Origin of the sequence: Microcoleus sp. LEGE 07076 (assembly GCF_015207455.1) — a bacterium.
Taxonomy (GTDB): domain Bacteria; phylum Cyanobacteriota; class Cyanobacteriia; order Cyanobacteriales; family Microcoleaceae; genus Microcoleus.
Genome location: NZ_JADEWV010000137.1, coordinates 1 through 16,598, shown reverse-complemented (window position 1 = coordinate 16,598; position 16,598 = coordinate 1). Strand labels below are relative to the sequence as shown.

Below are 16,598 nucleotides of genomic sequence, written 5' to 3'. Positions count from 1 at the left end.
GGGGGCGCGCTGGCCACTCTGCTGGCTGATACTGCAGTCGGAGGCGCGATTGGCGCAGCAGCGGGGGGTTTGGTCGGCGGTTTGGTCGGTTTGGGAGTTCCCGAAGACAAAGCTAAAGTTTATAGCGATCGCCTCTCGCGCGGAGAATATTTGGTATTCGTAGAAGGAACAGATGCCGAACTTGCCACTGCTGAAGGAATTATGAGCGTGCGGGGCATTCAGGATTGGGGCATTTATGACGTGCCTGCAGAAACCGGCCGCAAAGCTTCGGCCCGCGACAAACGCGCCGTCGGGGTATTTTCAACCCGCCGCGAGACAGAACACGCCTTGGGAGAACTCAAAACTGCTGGTTTCGACATGAATCGGGTTTCGGTGATCGCTAAAGATGCTGATTCTAAAGGGGACATCGCAGGCATTGACGTGCACGACAGCGCCGACAACAAGGCCGATGAAGGGGCGACCAAGGGCGCGCTCACAGGCGGCACTTTGGGTGGTCTGACGGGCTTGTTGGTGGGTCTGGGCGCGTTGGCAATTCCGGGTATCGGGCCGATTATGCTGGCAGGAGCCTCAGCTACAGCGATCGCAACTACGCTGGCAGGTACTGCTTTGGGCGCAGCAGCAGGCGGCTTGCTGGGAGCTTTAGTCGGTTTGGGAATTCCTGAAGAGGAAGCTAAAGCATACAACGATCGCGTGGCGAGAGGAGATTATTTGGTACTGGTTGACGGTAGCGAAGCAGAAATCGCTAAAGCTGAAACGATTTTGAGCCGCGGAGGCATTCAGGATTGGAACACCTACGACTATCCCAGCAGTGTCGATAGCGCTCGGGCAGATTACGGCGCTCCTGGCACTCCCGGCGTTGATACTATGCCTCGTATCTAAGACCGCAGTCAGGGCGTGACCGATCGCCCTCGGTTTTGATACTTCAGACTTGGTTTGGGTATTGTGTCTGCCAACGGCAAGGCAGTCTCACTCCCGCACTCGGATTGTTTATGGGGTAGGCCTTTAGGGCTTGGCCGGTAAAATTCTCTCAAAAGTCGGCTTTTTCTCTGAAAGCTGGCTTTTGTTTTGTTTGGGAAACTTTAAAAAAGCCACAGCAGTCAAAAAAATGCCACTGTATGTAAACTCTAAACCCATACAGAGTAAGTCTTTGCCCGTGCTTGTATCTCAAATCTCAAATGGTACGATATGTTAAAAGTTTAATTTTGATGGGCTGGCTGGGCTTTGGGTCCGGGGTTCGATCGGCTACCTTAGTTTTTACAAGAAAAAACGGTAGTGCTTTTGAAGTCTGTAACACTCACTACTGCTTGATTGCAAACTCCGCAGTACGATCGAATTTGATGACATAAATTACAGCAGATATTGCTTGGTTAGTCAAAGAGCGACTATCTTTAATTATGGGATAGCTAATTTCAGCAACTTAATACAGGTGAAGTAGCCCGTCCCGCTCGCCCAGTATGGTCTGCGGCGGTCGGCAACTATTAAAATAATATTGTCGGCTCCTTCGGTCAAGATTTAGGTTGGTCATTGGTTGGCTGTAGCAGCCAGATTGCCGCTGGCAAGACCTGTGGCATGAATACAGTTTTTCTGGGAATGCCTCAGCGAAGCATTTGAACCGCTCAGGAACAGCTTTTATGTCCGGGAGCGCGTCTGGTGTCGGGCTTTCTGTTAATTAGAACCGCAAGCGCTCATGGATCGAGTAAAGATTGACAGCAAGCACAGCATCGCGGGCTCACGTCCCTGGCTCGCGGGAGATTTTTTGGCGAAATCTCCCGCGAGGCTTTGCCTGTTGTTTGCTTCGCCCGCTACCATCAGTTCAGAACTCAAAGGGAAATATCCTTCCTGTTGGATTTCACTGGCACCGAGCACAGTGGGGGGAGGTGAAACTAGCTGAGCTTACCGGGTTCTGCTTTGATGGGCGATCGAGCATAGAAGCCAGAAAGTAGAAGACATTCGGACTTGAATCTTCGAGTTCTTATTTCTTTGTGGCAGTAATAAATCTGCTGGCCTGTACCAGCAATTTTTCGGGTCAGAATGGGGCGGGGATGCCACCAGCAATACCCAAAATATGCGATCTACCTTGACAAAGGCGATCGACAACTTCTCGGTATTTTGGTAAATGGTTAGCAGTTAATAGTTAGTGATTAGCAGTTAGTATAAATACAACTAACAATTAACAACTAACATCAACCGCCAACTAATTAATTACTAGCAAAATAATAGTTACAGGGCTTACAGGTGGCGAGAAACTCGGTTTGTTCATGAATGTCGCGCTAAAAATACCCAGATTCTTTACCAGAAACCGGGTTTTTCGTGAGCGATAACTAGGTGAGCAGGGTGATGCTAGGAATCAACCAGTTGTGATTGACAATTGTTGTGGCAGTATTTGTTCAAAAAACATACTGCTAAACACGATCATACAAATTTTCAGACAACATAGAAGATCGAGAAATTAAGGAAACTAACTCTACTTTTTTTATGAATTTCACTGAGATTTTAAGTGCCGATGAACTTTTAACTAGACATAGAAACGGGGAACGAGATTTTCGAGGAGCGAACCTCATTGCAGCTCATTTGATTGAAGCTAATCTCAGTAGAACAAATTTGAGCTGTGCTAATTTAAAAGGGGCAAACTTAATTAGAAGCAAACTAATTGGAGCTAATTTAAATGGCGCCGATTTGAGCGGGGCAAATTTATCTAAGGCGAAATTAATAGAAGCTAACCTCGGCAGTTCTAGTTTAACTGGAACTGTGGCGATCGGAGCAGATTTTAGCGGTGCTAATCTCAGCGGAGCAATATTGTCTCGCGCTGACTTGAGCAAAGCTCTTCTGACTGGAGCGAGTTTAGTAGGAGCGTGTTTGCTAAGCAACTCGAAACTAAGTGAGGCTAATTTGAGCGGGGCGACGCTTAGCCGAGCAATTATGAGCGGGGTTGATTTAAGCAAAGCAAATCTGACTAGATCCATTCTCAGCGAAGTGGATTTGAGCGGGGCCAACCTGAGCGGAGCAATTCTAATTCGGGCTTATCTCAATCGCGGAAATCTCGGCGGCGTCAACTTGGTTGGGGCTTATTTGAGCGAAGCAAGTCTGCGGGAGGCTTGTATTTGCGCTGCTGATATGAGCGGTGCTGACTTGAGCGGTGCTGACTTGAGCGGTGCTAATTTAAATGGCTCTAATTTGAGTGGTGCTGACTTACAAGGAGCTAATTTAAGTAAAGCGTATTTAAATGGTTTGATTTTGCACAATGCTGATTTGAGGGCTGCGAATTTGAACAAAACTTCTTTGCGGGGAGCTGATTTGAGTGGTGCGAATTTGTCGGGAGCTAGCTTGTTGGAAGCGGATTTGCGGGGGGCAAATTTGAGCCACGCCAATTTGTCAGGAGCGGGTTTGCTACTAAGTTCTTTGACAGGGGCAAATTTGATTGGAACAAATTTGTCAGAGGCAAATTTGATTGGGGCGAGCTTAAATGTAGATAATTTGAATCAAGCTGCTTTGGGCGGGGCTATTTTGCCGAATGGAGCTACCCACAGTCGCGATTGATCAGTTGGAATCTGTTAGTTGTGATAGCAACCGATGAAAGTTAATTAAAACAAATGCTAGGAGCGGGTTCACCCACAAATGAATTGGTGCATCTATGTTTTGCCTTTGAGCTTGCTGTAGAAAACTCGCGAGTCTTGCACCGCGAACTCGCGGGGACAACACTATTAAATAGCTGGCGCTGAGAGATGTCTAATAGCAAATATTGGACAGTAGATTGAAGTCTGGTTGATATCTTATCATGTCGATTAAAAACGATAAAATTGGTTCGTAGTGCGGAATGCGAGTCCGCACTACGAACCGTTTTTGTGATTGTAATTGACAGGATATGACATGATATGAGTCGCTCAACTATAATACCTATAAACCAGGTGTATTTTAGAAATCTGGTTTCGGATCAGCGCGCTTTCACAGTAATATAAATAATCTCAAATCTCAAATCTCAAATCTGGCGACTGACGTTTAGTATAATAGTGCTGGCGATTTTGGTCTGTCCAATGAGATTCCGACCAATTCGCATCTGGTTCGTGCGCTAAATGGAGGTAGATTAATTCTGGCGATCGACAAAAATATCTATCCTCTCCTAAGTAGCGTTCAACAATATCTTGATCCTCTGCTCCCCAGCCAATGAATGTCTCATCCCATCCGCCTATTTCTATTAAGCGTTGGCGTTGAAATATGGGTGAAACTCCAAACCGCTCCCGCCGTGTCAAGTGCTTAAATAGCGCTGTCGGCATATCTTCGGGTGCAACTTTAAATTTTTCTTCAAGTATGGCAGAATTTTGAGCGAAATCCAGGCGGGAAGTATCGCACATCATTCGATAGCCAGTGACTAACATTTGGGATGAAATTTGAGCCATTTTTAGATGGCGGTAGAGCGTATCTTGGTAGGGAATAAGATCGACATCAAAAGCTGCTACCCATTCCCCGCGCGACAGAGATAAACCTAAATTTAAAGCTTTGGTTTTATGAAAAGTTCCTGCACAGGGAAGATAATTGTAGTTAATTGGTAAGTTGATAATTTCTGGTAAAATCCAAGGTGAAGGAACCCGATCGAGTTCAATTAGAATGATTTCACAAACAGATGATAAACTTGCGGAAGCTTGAGTCTTCCACCAAGCTAGTTGAGTCTTTAAATGCTGTTGGCGTTGGCGGTAGGTAATAATTAAGGATAACTGAATTTCATTCACAACTATAATTAGGGGTGAAATTGGTGGTAATTTCTAAAAATTGAGGCTGTAAAATTGGTGGTTGGAGTAAATCGCCAAAGAGAGCGCCTTTTGTGAGAGATTGTAAGCAAGAGATGATATTGCGATCGCGCGTTTGCTGAGGCGGCAATTGCTGGTGATGTTGGTTGCGAGTCCCATCGCTGTGAGAAAGATGGATGACTTTCCCCGCGCTATAAATCTCGATCCCCAACAGGCTAGCGCGAATTAACAAATCTTGGTCTTCCCATCCCCAACCTGTAAAATTTTGTTTGTACCCTCCTAAGCATAATAGGGTTTGTTTGCGGGTACAGATCAAACCGCAGCCCGGTCGATCGCGATCGCCCGCTACCGCCCGTACAATATTAACAGCGGCAATCTGTTCGCGGATGTGGATGTTGTAAGTATAGCGTTGCCGCTTTAAAGCTGCTGTTTGCGGGCGAGACTCTTCTACAGTTTTCACTGAGCAAATAATCCCATTTTCTCGCGAGTTGGGAGATACAGGAAATAACTGCGGTAGATTTTCTACAGATTCTGCCGCATTCTCGATCGATAATAATTTCAGAGTATTTGGAGATAAAACAGAGTAGAATAATTGTAAAATAGCTGGTCGGTTCCAGATAATATCCGCATCAGAAATAAGTAAATATTCGGCGGTGGCGCGAAGAATTCCTTGATTGATTAATTGAGATTTATTAAAGTTAGGTTGAGGATATTTTAACCACTCTACTTGTTTGAGTTGGGCTAGCTCGTGCAAAGCAATTAAACATTGAGAGTCTGTTGTTCCACCATCGCAAATAATGATTTTAGTGACGGGACAACCCACTAAGAGCGATCGCACGCATTCGCCGATTTCAGGACGGTTTTTAACGGGGATAATTACCTGCAACATAATGTCTGTTCTCTTAACTGCAATAATTAAAGTCCGCACTACGAACCGTTTTTGTGGTAATCGACCGGACATGATATAACATGATGTTTTTGACAGTTTGAAAAAAGAGGCTAGCTAAACAAGGAATTGCCAAGTATAAAATCAATCTAAAATCTAAAATCGTATGAGTTTTCCCAGTTTAGGGAAGCACCGGTAATATAATTGAGTTCGATCGCCTCTGCTGTCTTCAAAGGGCGCAAATCTGGTAATTTACCCTCGCGCACCGCCGCAGTATTTGCAATCGCTCTACTCTTGAGTTGCTGAATCAATTCTAAACGCACCGGAGCATTTAATCCAGTTTGTCGATCGGTAGTTAGGGAACCGTCTCGATGTCGGCGAAAATAAGCATAGTCAGGAATATTAACTATTTTTGCAACAAATTGCGATCGCAGCAAAAACTCACTATCTCCAGAAAACCGCAATCCCGTAGCAAAACCGCCCAATCTTAAGACCAAATCCCGCGAAACTAAGCTAGTAGGGTGCAACAGCGGATGTCCGGGTTTTTCTGCTAGTGCGGCGCTGACATTGAGAGGATAAACAACAGGTAACAGCCTATCATCTTCAAACACGCGCAATTCCTGCGTTCCGACTAATTCAGCACCAGTATTTTCGGCTGCGGCTAACAGCAATTCTAAGCGATTGGCGCTAGACCAATCATCAGCATCTTGGAACAAATAAGCGTCATAGTTTGTTAGTGCAATCGCCTGTTGAATTAAGCGGTAAGGCCCGACATTCACAGCCGAAGCTAATAAAGTCACTCCCGGAAACTCTCGGACAATATCAATAGGTGGCGACTCTGAGCCATCATCAATCACCACAATACCTTCCAAAGGTCTAGTTTGAGCTACTAGAGACTGCAAGCAGCGATGTAGAAACTGTTCGCACCGATAATGGGGAATCACCGCAAGTACGCGAGATTGATTTGTGATTAGATGATTGTTCGTATAATTGATGTTACTTTCATCAATATTGTTGGCAATTCTCGGGAAAATGAAACGATTGTTTTTTGGATAATCCTCCGATTCTAAACTTGTAAAATTTATGTTAGTAGTACCCCAATTAAAAGCGATGTTTTGCCGTTCTAATTCTATAGCAACTCCTAAAAGACTCCAGCGATTTATTTCTAACTGCGGTAGTGCGGCTTTTAGCAAAGGCGTTGACGCCATCCAATTCAAGGCGGCGACAGGATGTTGTTTAGCTGTTTCTCGCGGTAATTCCACCGCTGTAGGTAAGGATGCTATTGCGAGATTTGTTAGTTTAGGTGGCAAAAGCATTATATTTGTATTAGCAGTTAAAATTGCTGTGACTTCTGTATTAATTGTCTGTAAAGCTTTCAAAAATGATGTTAAAGATTCAATATTAAACTCGAAGAAATCGAAATCATCATCATCGAAGGTGTAAATTGTACTTACACCGCGATAACTTGAGGGATCTATCTGAATTATATGTTTTAATTCATATAGTCCATTGTGCCCCAAAACGGCCATCGCATTCGTTGCCCAGTCAGGATTGTCGTTACCCAGTATAATTAGAGTTAAACTTATCATTACGTGCGATCGCAAATAACAGACTGTTTGTAATTCATCTCTCGTGCTAATCTTTCAAATGCCGAAGCGCGCATATCCGGCGGTGCGGTAGTAATTAAACATTGATAAGCTAATTCCGATTCTCCCTCTGCCAACCAAAGTTTAGATAATTTTAACAAAATCGGCATCCAAGGTATGGGATCGATATCTCGATCGGGTAAGTTGGCGCTAATTAATCCAGCATGATATTTAATTTTATCTAACCATTCTACGGGGTTAAGCGGTTCTTGCCAAAGCAGTTTAGCATATCCTTGTTCTAGTTCGGCTCGTGCTAGTTCTGTCGGTAAAGTTGCTGTGGCTTGTAACTGAGATAATGCTGCGGTAGCTAGGGAATCGCCCAGAATAGATTGCCGCCAAGTTAACCAAGCGTCTAAAAAGCGATCGCCCGTTGTTTGTCGGTGGTTAATACTGGGCGTGAAGGTTTTTGGGTTGACTAACTCGCACCAGGATGCTAAGATTTGAATCTGGAATCTGGAAGCCCAAAAATTTAAATCTCCGATTAAAATAGATAAGATTGGTTTCCAGGCGATCGCGATATTGGGATTTTCGCGTTTGGCTTGATTCGCTGCTAGATTGAATGCTGCTAATAAGTGCTGAATATTTAAGACATCTAGCTTACCAGCATCAGGTAAATTGGTATTTTCCCAGATGGATCTAGCGGTGTTATTGTCGAATCCCAAACTGGGAATTAGTAAATCTACGATCGCGGAATATTCCCGGCAATTCATCTCGGCTAAGCGCTGTTGGGCGTGGCGGTAGATATTTTGTCTGGTTGGGCGATCGGCTAAAAAGCTGCACGCAAACAGCAATACCCGTACAGCCATCAATTCTACTGCTAATTCCCGACAAGTTGAACGCTGTAAAAGCCTTGCGATGTGTTGTTTGGCGAGCGGCGATATCCCCGAATTCACCATCGCTGTCGGCTGAATTAAACTTTTTAACAATAATGCAATTTCTCTCGCTTCTCCTACAGGTAATAAACCTGATTTCAACCACTCGCCCCAAGATTTTTTAGTCACCCATTCGATCCACTCGATATCGCTACAACTTTGGACATTTTCAAGTTGACTTAAATCCGATGAATCTACGATTACTCTCCCTTCAACTTGTCCAAGTAAATTTTCCAACCAAAGCTGTAAAGGTGACAAATCAAGAACTTGCTGCGGTTCGACTTGCACCCAAATATCTACCTCTGCTTGATTTTGCCGAACTATCTGATAATTAAAAATTCCCGGAAATTTAGGTAAACAGATTTCTCCAGGATATTTCCAGCCTTGCTGAGTCTTGATTTGTTCTTGACTGCGGCCGAGAATTTTGGCAGTTATTTGCGATCGCCCGCAACCACACGCATCGGAAGATAATTGCAGGCGATCGCCACATTTATATCGAATCAAAGGCATTGTATAATTGAATAAATCTGTAGTGACTAATTCACCGTCAATAATTTCATACAAACATCGATCGACATCTAAATGCAGCCGTCCGTATTCAGGACAACTCAAGCCCGAAATCCCCGTTTCTTGGCAACCGTACTCGTTAATAACAGAAGCTTTAAAAACCGATTCAAGCAACTGTTTTTGAAATTCAAATAAAATCTCACCGGTACAAATTACTCCTAAAACAGCAGGAATTGAATGCCCAACCAGGGCGGCCGCAACTTCCGACAAACGACTGGGATAACCTCGAATGACAGCAGGTTTAATCTGCAACAATTGCTTTAAATTTTCCAGCCAATCGGGTGTGATATTTCCAATTAACGCAATATCGTTAACTCGAAGTGGCTGCAAGCGGCTGGCGAGATTAATAATTGGGACTTGTTCGTCAATTCCCCACCAACCTAAAGCGCGTTTTCGTGCCAACAAACGCGCTTCATTCCACTCATTCCCGGCAAAGTAGGTAAAAAAATCACCCGAAGTTCCGCTAGTCATTCCTCGGTAAACTAAATCGTCAACACTCGCCAGAAATAACCCAGGATTTTGCCGAACAGTTTGTTTGGCAATTGGCTGCAAGTTGCTAAAAGCTGTTTGCCAATCTGGTACAAGTTGTTTCAAACCCGATGGCGAATCAATTAATCCAGCTTGCAAAAAACGGTGGTAATTTCCCGGCACAGTTAAGGCAATTTGTAAAACTCGTTTTAATTTGATTGCAGTGCGATCGCTCAATTCTATCATAAGCTCTAGTGGCTCTAATTATGACTGGCGCGCGAGCCGTCATTACCTTTATTTTTCACAAAAATCCTGAACTTTAGCCAGAAAATTCGGTAAAAAACCCGGTTTCTTTGGAGTGCGTAAGTTTGGTCTAATTTGTGGGCTGGGCTGTGAGTTTTATCGGTATTTGATTGAGTTTAAATTATTTTTGATTATCTAGGTTGGCGATTTTATCTCCGATTTCCAGCCAATCTTCTTGAATTAAAACTTGTCTGTCTTCCGACAATTTAGGTAATTCTCCCCGCTGTATTTTCAGCGGTTTTTCGCAAGAATTTCCTAATGGTTTTAGATAACTTTTGAAAACCCAACCCACTCGGAAATCAGGTGCATTCGCAAACACCCCTTCATTAAGATTTGTGGTGCTAGAACTAAAGTGACTGCCAATCTTTACCCACTTTCCTGTTGCATCTCGATCGCCCATCACGACTTGCCAACCTTTGGGAACCAAGCCGATAACCGGGCCGTTGGGGGAAGAACGGATTGTCAGGGGATCTTCTTGGGTGACGACTTGGGCGAAGGGTCGAGGTTTGCCTCCGTAGGGACAATTTTGAGCCTGTAAGGTTGTTGGCGACAAATTAGCAGAGGAGGCGGAGGTTTTGACACCCAACAGCGATAACAGCATTAAGCTAACAAACAGAGCAATTTTTTGCCAAACTTTTAAGGGATTCACAGAACATAATGATGTATGGTTTCACTAACCAAGTATCACATATACTTAGTACAGCTTGCTGTCATCAAATCGCCAAAAATCTTGGGACGATCGCTCTTCGCCAATATTTCAATTTTTTTTGGTTTAGACTACTTGCCAAATTTTTGAGACTGTGCTATCGTCAAAAAGTTTGAGACATTGTGAGTTAGAGGTAAAACCCCGCAGAATGAAACAATTGGGAACCCATCTGATCGCTGATGCTTGGCAGTCTCCTGGAGACCTGCTCAACGATCCTGAACGTATCCGCCGCGCTATTCTCGATGCGATCGAAGCCGGAGGAGCTACTCTCATCGATTTGTGCGTACACCAGTTTAGTCCTCACGGAGTGACGGCTACTGCAACTTTGGCAGAGTCTCATATAGCAATCCACACTTGGCCCGAACACGGTTATTTTGCTGCAGACTTATTTTTCTGCGGAGCCGGCGACCCTCACAAGGCCATGAAGGTGCTACAGTCTGCTTTGGAAGCTAAACAGGTAAAACTCACTGAGTTTACGCGCGGTTTCGAGCCCGGGGTGGGCATCCTAGAGTCTGCTTGTGAAGAGCAGTATGCGCCTCGTGCAGTAGAAACGAGTGCCGCCAGAGTATAACAGCCAATCAGCGTAACTTAGAACATTTTATGCTAAGTTTTGGTTAAAATCCCACGGCCCGGGCTGTGGGATTCTTGTTGCCATTTACTTTTTGATTAATAAAGGGCGAACAACTAAATAACCCGCGCCGAAGGCGGCAATCACAATCAGAAAAATCGCGATCGCCAACCACAATCCGCTTAAGTCTGAGGCTTTTTTGGGTTGAGAGCGAATGCGGTAAGGAGTTTCCGGCACAGTAGTAAATAATTTTTCGGGAAGTGTCTCCGGCATCGGAGGGGTTGCCGGCTCGGCTTCGGGCAGGGGAAAAGGAAAAGCCACTGTCTGAGGTGGTTGAGGTATGGTAGAGCTAGTCCGCGAGGTTGCAGCTTCTGGAGGCTCGGGTTCAACGCTAAAATTGAATTTGACCGAGGGCATTTGTGGCATCCCTGTTTGGGTGACGCTGTGAGCGGAGTTGACTGCTTGCTGTAGCTGCTGGGATACTTGAACTACTGTTTCTACTTCTCGCCGCAGTTGTTGATTTTGTTGGACTAATTGCTGGTTGTGGGTTTTGAGGGAGTCGAGCATCGCTTGGGCGGCTTGCAGTTCGGCGGTGACTTCTCTATAGAGGGAAATCGGTACCGATGGAGAGTAACTATTGGAGTTTTCAGGGGATGTATTCTCAGATAAGGTAGTATTTTGCATAATTGTAGATGGCGAGGGTGAACTTTTTTTAGTTTAGCCTGAGAGTATTTGCAATTAGATCGATCGCAATACAATTCGTCAAGATATTTGTTAAAAATATTAATAGTGAGTTTAGTTAAATGTTAGAAATTTTTAGTCGATCGCCATGAATCACCACCCAACCGAACAAAGTATACCGCAAAAGTCAAGTACCGAGGAAATGAAATACGGCGAACGCGAGATTTTGGAAGGGCAGTTAATTACTTTCCCCAATCCGAGAGTCGGGCGGCGCTATACAATTAACATTACTTTGCCGGAGTTTACTTGCAAGTGTCCGTTTTCAGGCTATCCAGATTTTGCGGCAATTCACCTTACTTACGTGCCCCACGAGCGGGTGGTGGAGTTGAAGGCGCTGAAACTGTACGTTAACAGTTATCGCGATCGCTACATTTCTCACGAAGAGTCGATCAATCAAATTTTAGACGATTTTGTCGCTGCTTGCTCGCCGCTCGAAGCGACGATTAAGGGCGATTTTTTGCCGCGGGGGAACGTGCACACTGTGATTGAGGTGTCGCATCAGAAGTAGGTGCAGTCCCTGTGAGTGTCCGCCCGCTTGAACTGCTTTAGCGGGTAGGTATCTCATCGGAGAGAGATTCTAGCGAGATAAATTGTTTGACATCTAATATTTCAATCAACACCAGTTCTCCGCTGCTAGAATAGTGGAGAATCATTTGCCCTTCATCTTCGGCAAATGCGATCGGGCGTTGGCGAAGCCCTCGAAGAGGATCGCAAATTTCAATCAGCATCGCATCTACATCAGGGCTATATCTAATCTTTTTCATATCTTGACCTCTTACCAGAATAAGCAGTAATTGCTAAAATTCTATCTGAATATTCTTGGTAGACCACTCTTAGGACAAGTCCATTCAATCTTTTTTGACCGCTTGCTTATACCGAACTCGGCTATCTAACAGTTTCGGAAATTAAATATGTTGAAATTGTCACCCCGTGACTTTCGAGAATTTCTATTTTCAGCAAGGCGTGTTGACTAAATTCTATTTTTTTATCCACATTTATTGTTTATTTTATATTTCGTTCTAGCCCTTGGTGTAAGGTGCACAGCGTGCACCCTACAGATTGGTGCGGTTAATTTTGATTAGCTAGAGCAGTCTCGGTAATCGCACTTTTTCCTTCTGCATTTTTCGATTCTGCCAACTTGTCCAAAATCTCCACAACTTCTCTTTCAAAAGTCACCTGAGCGCGATTAGTGCGCCCGCCAACGTATAGTTTGCCGTTGGTTTCCAAAGCCCAAATCTGCGAGTGAGACAGATAGCTCATCAACACGCTGAGCATCAACAACCCAAAGCCAGTATAGACGATCGGAATCCCCGGATCTGCCTTAATTTGCAATCCCGTGCTGCCAACAACTTCGTCAATTGTCAGCATCACTCCGTTAACTTCCACCGCCGTACCGGCGCGAACTGTAGTTAACAGTTTGCCATCCGTACCGTAGACTAACATTGTGCCTTGCAAGTCTTTTGCTAGCAGAGAAACTCCAGCACTCAAATCTGGTTTAGTGGGAATCCAAGCACCCCAAATTCGGCCTTGACCTTGAGTATCTAACAGAGCCATTGGTAATTGCAAAACCGGGCTTTTGTTGAGGCGAACTCGCACGGCTGCTATTGCCCAATCTGCTTGATAAAAAGTCACTCCCCGGTATCTGAGGGGTTCGTTAACGTGAATGGTTTTGCGATCGACCTCTTGGCCTGCTTTGTCCAAAACTGACAAGTCAGAGTAAAATTGGTCGATCGCCCCGCTCGGACTATAATCGATCCAGAACCGATTCACGCGCATCGACCAATCCTTCGGTATTTGGGGCCCCGCCCAAGGCCCCGCATCCATAATATTCTGCACCTGAAAATTTTCACCGCTAGGCACGATTTCTTGACCCAGAAACCCCGTCAGCGAGCCCCACATCGACCCAGCCAAAATAATTAGCATACTCGCGTGAACAATAATCGGGCCAATTTTACCAATTATGCCCTTGCGAGCATAAACTTTTTCACCTTCTCGAAAGATGCGGTAATTTTTTTGCTGCAAAAGTTGTTCTAACGAAGTTAAAGTAACTGTTTCTAACTCCGCACTCAGAGCTAACTTTTCAAACTGCTTCGGTTCTTCATAAAACTTCCAGCGGCGGGCGGCCTTTAGTGCCGGAAATTGTCGCGTAAAAGTGCAAGCTGTCAAGCTGCTGCCGAACAAAATTAAGATTGACAAAAACCACCAAGTGCGATATACGTGGTCTAACCCTGCAATCAACACAACTTTCCAAGTTAAGAAGCCGAACAAAGCCGGGTGTTCGGGATAGTTGGATTGGTAAAACTCAACTGATTGGCCTTGTTCGATAACAGTGCCCGAAATACTGAAAAATGCGATCGCCAGCAACAAAATAATTGCCAGCCGCAAATCTGCCAGCACAGGCAAAATTTCTCGCTTAAAAAACCTTTGAGGCGCGGCCGCCCAGTTTGACAGTTTCGATAGAAATACTTCTTTTGATGTCATTGGTAATTATGAAGGAAGAAGGAAGAAGTCAGTAGTCAGTAGTCAGTAGTCAGTAGTCATTTTAGCCGAAGAGCGAAGCCGAAGGCTAGTCATTAGTCATCAGGAAGAGGCAAGAAGGAAGAAATAGGAATAAAAAATAACAAAAAATTAATAAAATATTGTTATTTTAATCGAGTAATTCTCAATCATCTTTGAATTCTTTCTCTTTTCTTTCTTCCTTCGTGTTCTAGCGCTTACGCGCCGCGAAAGCGTAACGCGTCTTCGCGGTTCTTAAAAAAAACTTAATTAACGCCTGTAGTAGCGATCGCTATTCTTACGCAGGAAGTATGCGAGAAAGCAGCGAGAAAACGCCAAATCCTACTAACAAAACACCACTGACAGGCGTAATCCAACTAGACCAGCGACGTAATTCTAACAACTTTTTAATGCTCGCGGTAAAAGTACCTGCTACAATCAGCGGAGCAACGTAGCCAGCAGCGTAAAACAGCAGCAACACGCCACCTAAAACTGTATCTCCCGTTTTAGAAACCCAAGCTAACAGCGTAGCTAAAACCGGCGTGCTGCAAGGAGACGCGACTAAACCAAAAGTTAAGCCCAATAAGTACGATCGCACGCCCGCAGGCAAATTTTTGGGAACCCAGCCCGCAGCATCGAAAGAGGGCATTTGCAACGGTAAAGCTTCCAGCAAATTCAGCCCCATTAAAATCGCGATTATGCTGACAACAATCGGTAAACCCAGACCAATTTTCCCGTAAACTTGACCGGCAAATGAAGCCACAATACCTAAACCCGCAAGGGTTGTCGCCAATCCCAGGGAAAACCATGCCGACTGGGCGGCGGCTTGGAGGCGGCTTTTTGCTTCGTATCCGCCGATGTAGCCGATCGTGATCGGCAACATGGAAAGCATACAGGGCGTTAAGCTCGTTAGCAACCCCGCCAGAAAGATGACTCCGACGCTGACTAAACTGAGATGTGTCAGTTGAGTGTTTACTAAATTATTAGCAAATTGTGCGACTTCGTAAAGTTGGGTTTGCAAGGTTTCCATCAGTCGATTGAAGAATTAAAGAATTAAACAATTGAACAATTTTAGATTTTTACATTGACTCTACAACAGATGAATCTGGGAAATTCAACTAAATATCTAGTTTTTTGCTTTTTTCCATAAAAGTCGGGGGTTCCAGTCCATATCCAGGTTAGTTCTGGCTCTGTTGAAAATTGTAACAGATGCGCGCCGGTTCGGGCTAAAATTTGAGATAAATTTTAGCGAGCTTGACTGGTTGGAAGTAAAAAGGTGTCCGCGCGCAGCGATCGCGAATCGCACCTTGGTTTAAGCTTATATCCTGACAGCATCCTCAACCAGTTTTGAGAAACTTTTTTTAACTGAATCACAAAAACAATACATTGTGGAACAGGCATCTTGCCTGTCAAAAGCAATTCAATGTTGAACAGGCATCTTGCCTGTCAAAATACACTGTGGAACAGGCATCTTGCCTGTCAAAAGCAATTCAATGTGGAACAGGCATCTTTCCTGTGATTGCTAGTTTTTGAAATATAGCGGTTCTCAAATAAGTGAGGTCTGCCCACGAGAGCACCTCATGTTAATGAAAAAGGCTCTAATTAAAATAGACTTTACTTTAAATTAAAGCCAATTTCTTCATTAATAGATCCGTCAGGCATTATTGCCCCAGCTAGCACCGCACCTCTGAGATTTGTTTCCTTTAAAATAGCGCCTTCTAAATTAGCATTGCTCAGATTTGTGACTTGTTTGGAACCTCTAAAAAAGAAGCTGTGCAAGTCAGCACCGGTCAAATTAGTGTCTGCCAAATTAGCATATTGCAAGTCAGCACCGTGCAGCGTGGCATCAGTTAAATTAGCTTCAGTGAGATTGCTTCCCCAAAGTCGAGAATCTAACAAGTTAGCATCAGTTAAATTAGCGCGAGTTAGATTGGCTAAGGTCAGATTAGCATCCCACAATTTGGTGCGGTTGAAATTAGCTTCTGTCAAGTTGGAGCGGCTGAGATCCGTACCTAAAATATCAGCATTTGCTAAATTAGCGCCGCTGAGATCGGCACCCGAAAGATCGGCATTTTTTAAGTTAGCACCGGACAAGTTAGCGCCGCTCAAGTTAGCGCCGCTCAAGTTGGCTTGTTGGAGATTCACTCCCCGCAAATCGACAGCGCTCAAATCGCACTGCTTCCAGAGAAAGCTGACGCACCAATTGTCATTTAATAGCTGACTCAAATCCTCGGCATTCGCGGCCATAACAGGAGGAGTTAAATAGAGAGTGAACAGGGCGATCGCCAGCACTGCCACAGCTAAAGTTTTTAACCTCAGAACTCTGTTCATTGACACTAATTTGCACAATAGATTCTTGATGTACAGTCAAAGCATAGCAAATAACCTGCAACTTTCATCGGCAATATTACTCAAAAATATTAGTGAAATGTCGATCGGGGTTTGCCCTGACACCAACTTAACTCAAACTGTCACGGGCGATCGCTCCCTAGCTATAAACCCGGTTGTTTCACAAATCCCTCGCTCCTGTACCCCCTCCCCTCTCCCCATTTTGGCGATTACAGACGCAATTGTGCAGTGCTGCGGATCTCGATCACTAACTC

General features: G+C 44.6%; 14 protein-coding genes. 4 read left to right on the top strand and 10 right to left on the bottom strand.

Annotation, left to right across the window (positions count from 1 at the left end; translation table 11 throughout):
- Window positions 1-879: general stress protein (locus IQ270_RS20500; RefSeq protein WP_193975062.1), on the top strand; the 879-nt coding region annotated here is incomplete at its 5' end.
- A gap of 1,596 nt (window positions 880-2,475) precedes the next feature.
- A complete protein-coding gene (locus IQ270_RS20495; protein ID WP_193975061.1) occupies window positions 2,476-3,537 on the top strand; it encodes a pentapeptide repeat-containing protein in 1,062 nt (353 codons plus the stop codon).
- Window positions 3,538-3,962: 425 nt separating this feature from the next.
- Here IQ270_RS20495 and IQ270_RS20490 read toward each other — a convergent pair whose 3' ends face one another.
- The 5 genes from IQ270_RS20490 to IQ270_RS20470 all read right to left on the bottom strand — a co-directional run bounded on the left by IQ270_RS20490 (window position 3,963) and on the right by IQ270_RS20470 (window position 10,133).
- A complete protein-coding gene (locus IQ270_RS20490) occupies window positions 3,963-4,724 on the bottom strand; it encodes a galactosyltransferase-related protein (protein WP_339384248.1) in 762 nt (253 codons plus the stop codon).
- Complete coding sequence (locus IQ270_RS20485; protein WP_193975060.1) at window positions 4,717-5,703, bottom strand: glycosyltransferase family 2 protein; 987 nt, start codon at window positions 5,701-5,703, stop codon at window positions 4,717-4,719. Before IQ270_RS20485 ends, IQ270_RS20490 begins: the two co-directional genes overlap by 8 nt.
- Window positions 5,704-5,777: 74 nt before the next feature.
- Complete coding sequence (locus IQ270_RS20480) at window positions 5,778-7,217, bottom strand: glycosyltransferase family 2 protein (protein WP_193975059.1); 1,440 nt, start codon at window positions 7,215-7,217, stop codon at window positions 5,778-5,780.
- On the bottom strand, window positions 7,217-9,427 hold the full coding sequence (locus tag IQ270_RS20475) for a phenylacetate--CoA ligase family protein (RefSeq protein WP_193975058.1): 2,211 nt from the start codon (window positions 9,425-9,427) through the stop codon (window positions 7,217-7,219). The genes IQ270_RS20480 and IQ270_RS20475 overlap by 1 nt, the downstream gene beginning before the upstream one ends.
- 178 nt (window positions 9,428-9,605) lie before the next feature.
- Window positions 9,606-10,133: an SH3 domain-containing protein gene (locus tag IQ270_RS20470; RefSeq protein WP_193975057.1), complete on the bottom strand. Its 528-nt coding sequence runs from the start codon at window positions 10,131-10,133 to the stop codon at window positions 9,606-9,608.
- A gap of 205 nt (window positions 10,134-10,338) precedes the next feature.
- On the opposite strand from IQ270_RS20470, the gene speD reads away from it, so the two are divergent.
- The gene (gene speD, locus IQ270_RS20465) at window positions 10,339-10,761 is read left to right on the top strand and encodes an adenosylmethionine decarboxylase (protein ID WP_193975056.1); all 423 of its coding nucleotides are present in this window, start codon (window positions 10,339-10,341) and stop codon (window positions 10,759-10,761) included.
- A gap of 84 nt (window positions 10,762-10,845) precedes the next feature.
- Here speD and IQ270_RS20460 read toward each other — a convergent pair whose 3' ends face one another.
- Window positions 10,846-11,442, bottom strand: coding sequence for a hypothetical protein (locus IQ270_RS20460; protein WP_193975055.1), 597 nt, complete (start codon window positions 11,440-11,442; stop codon window positions 10,846-10,848).
- 145 nt (window positions 11,443-11,587) lie between these two features.
- On the opposite strand from IQ270_RS20460, the gene queF reads away from it, so the two are divergent.
- On the top strand, window positions 11,588-12,007 hold the full coding sequence (gene queF, locus IQ270_RS20455; protein WP_193975054.1) for a preQ(1) synthase: 420 nt from the start codon (window positions 11,588-11,590) through the stop codon (window positions 12,005-12,007).
- A 37-nt stretch (window positions 12,008-12,044) separates the two neighbouring features.
- On the opposite strand, the gene IQ270_RS20450 is transcribed toward queF, so the two are convergent.
- The 4 genes from IQ270_RS20450 to IQ270_RS20430 form a co-directional block, all read right to left on the bottom strand.
- Window positions 12,045-12,263, bottom strand: a complete 219-nt coding sequence (locus tag IQ270_RS20450) for a DUF2283 domain-containing protein (protein ID WP_193975053.1) — start codon at window positions 12,261-12,263, stop codon at window positions 12,045-12,047.
- Between the two features lie 304 nt (window positions 12,264-12,567).
- The gene (locus IQ270_RS20440) at window positions 12,568-13,980 is read right to left on the bottom strand and encodes a cytochrome c biogenesis protein (protein WP_193975052.1); all 1,413 of its coding nucleotides are present in this window, start codon (window positions 13,978-13,980) and stop codon (window positions 12,568-12,570) included.
- 313 nt (window positions 13,981-14,293) lie between these two features.
- Complete coding sequence (locus tag IQ270_RS20435; protein ID WP_228056547.1) at window positions 14,294-15,028, bottom strand: cytochrome c biogenesis protein CcdA; 735 nt, start codon at window positions 15,026-15,028, stop codon at window positions 14,294-14,296.
- Between the two features lie 581 nt (window positions 15,029-15,609).
- Window positions 15,610-16,326, bottom strand: a complete 717-nt coding sequence (locus IQ270_RS20430) for a pentapeptide repeat-containing protein (protein ID WP_193975050.1) — start codon at window positions 16,324-16,326, stop codon at window positions 15,610-15,612.
- Between the last annotated feature and the right edge of the window lie 272 nt (window positions 16,327-16,598).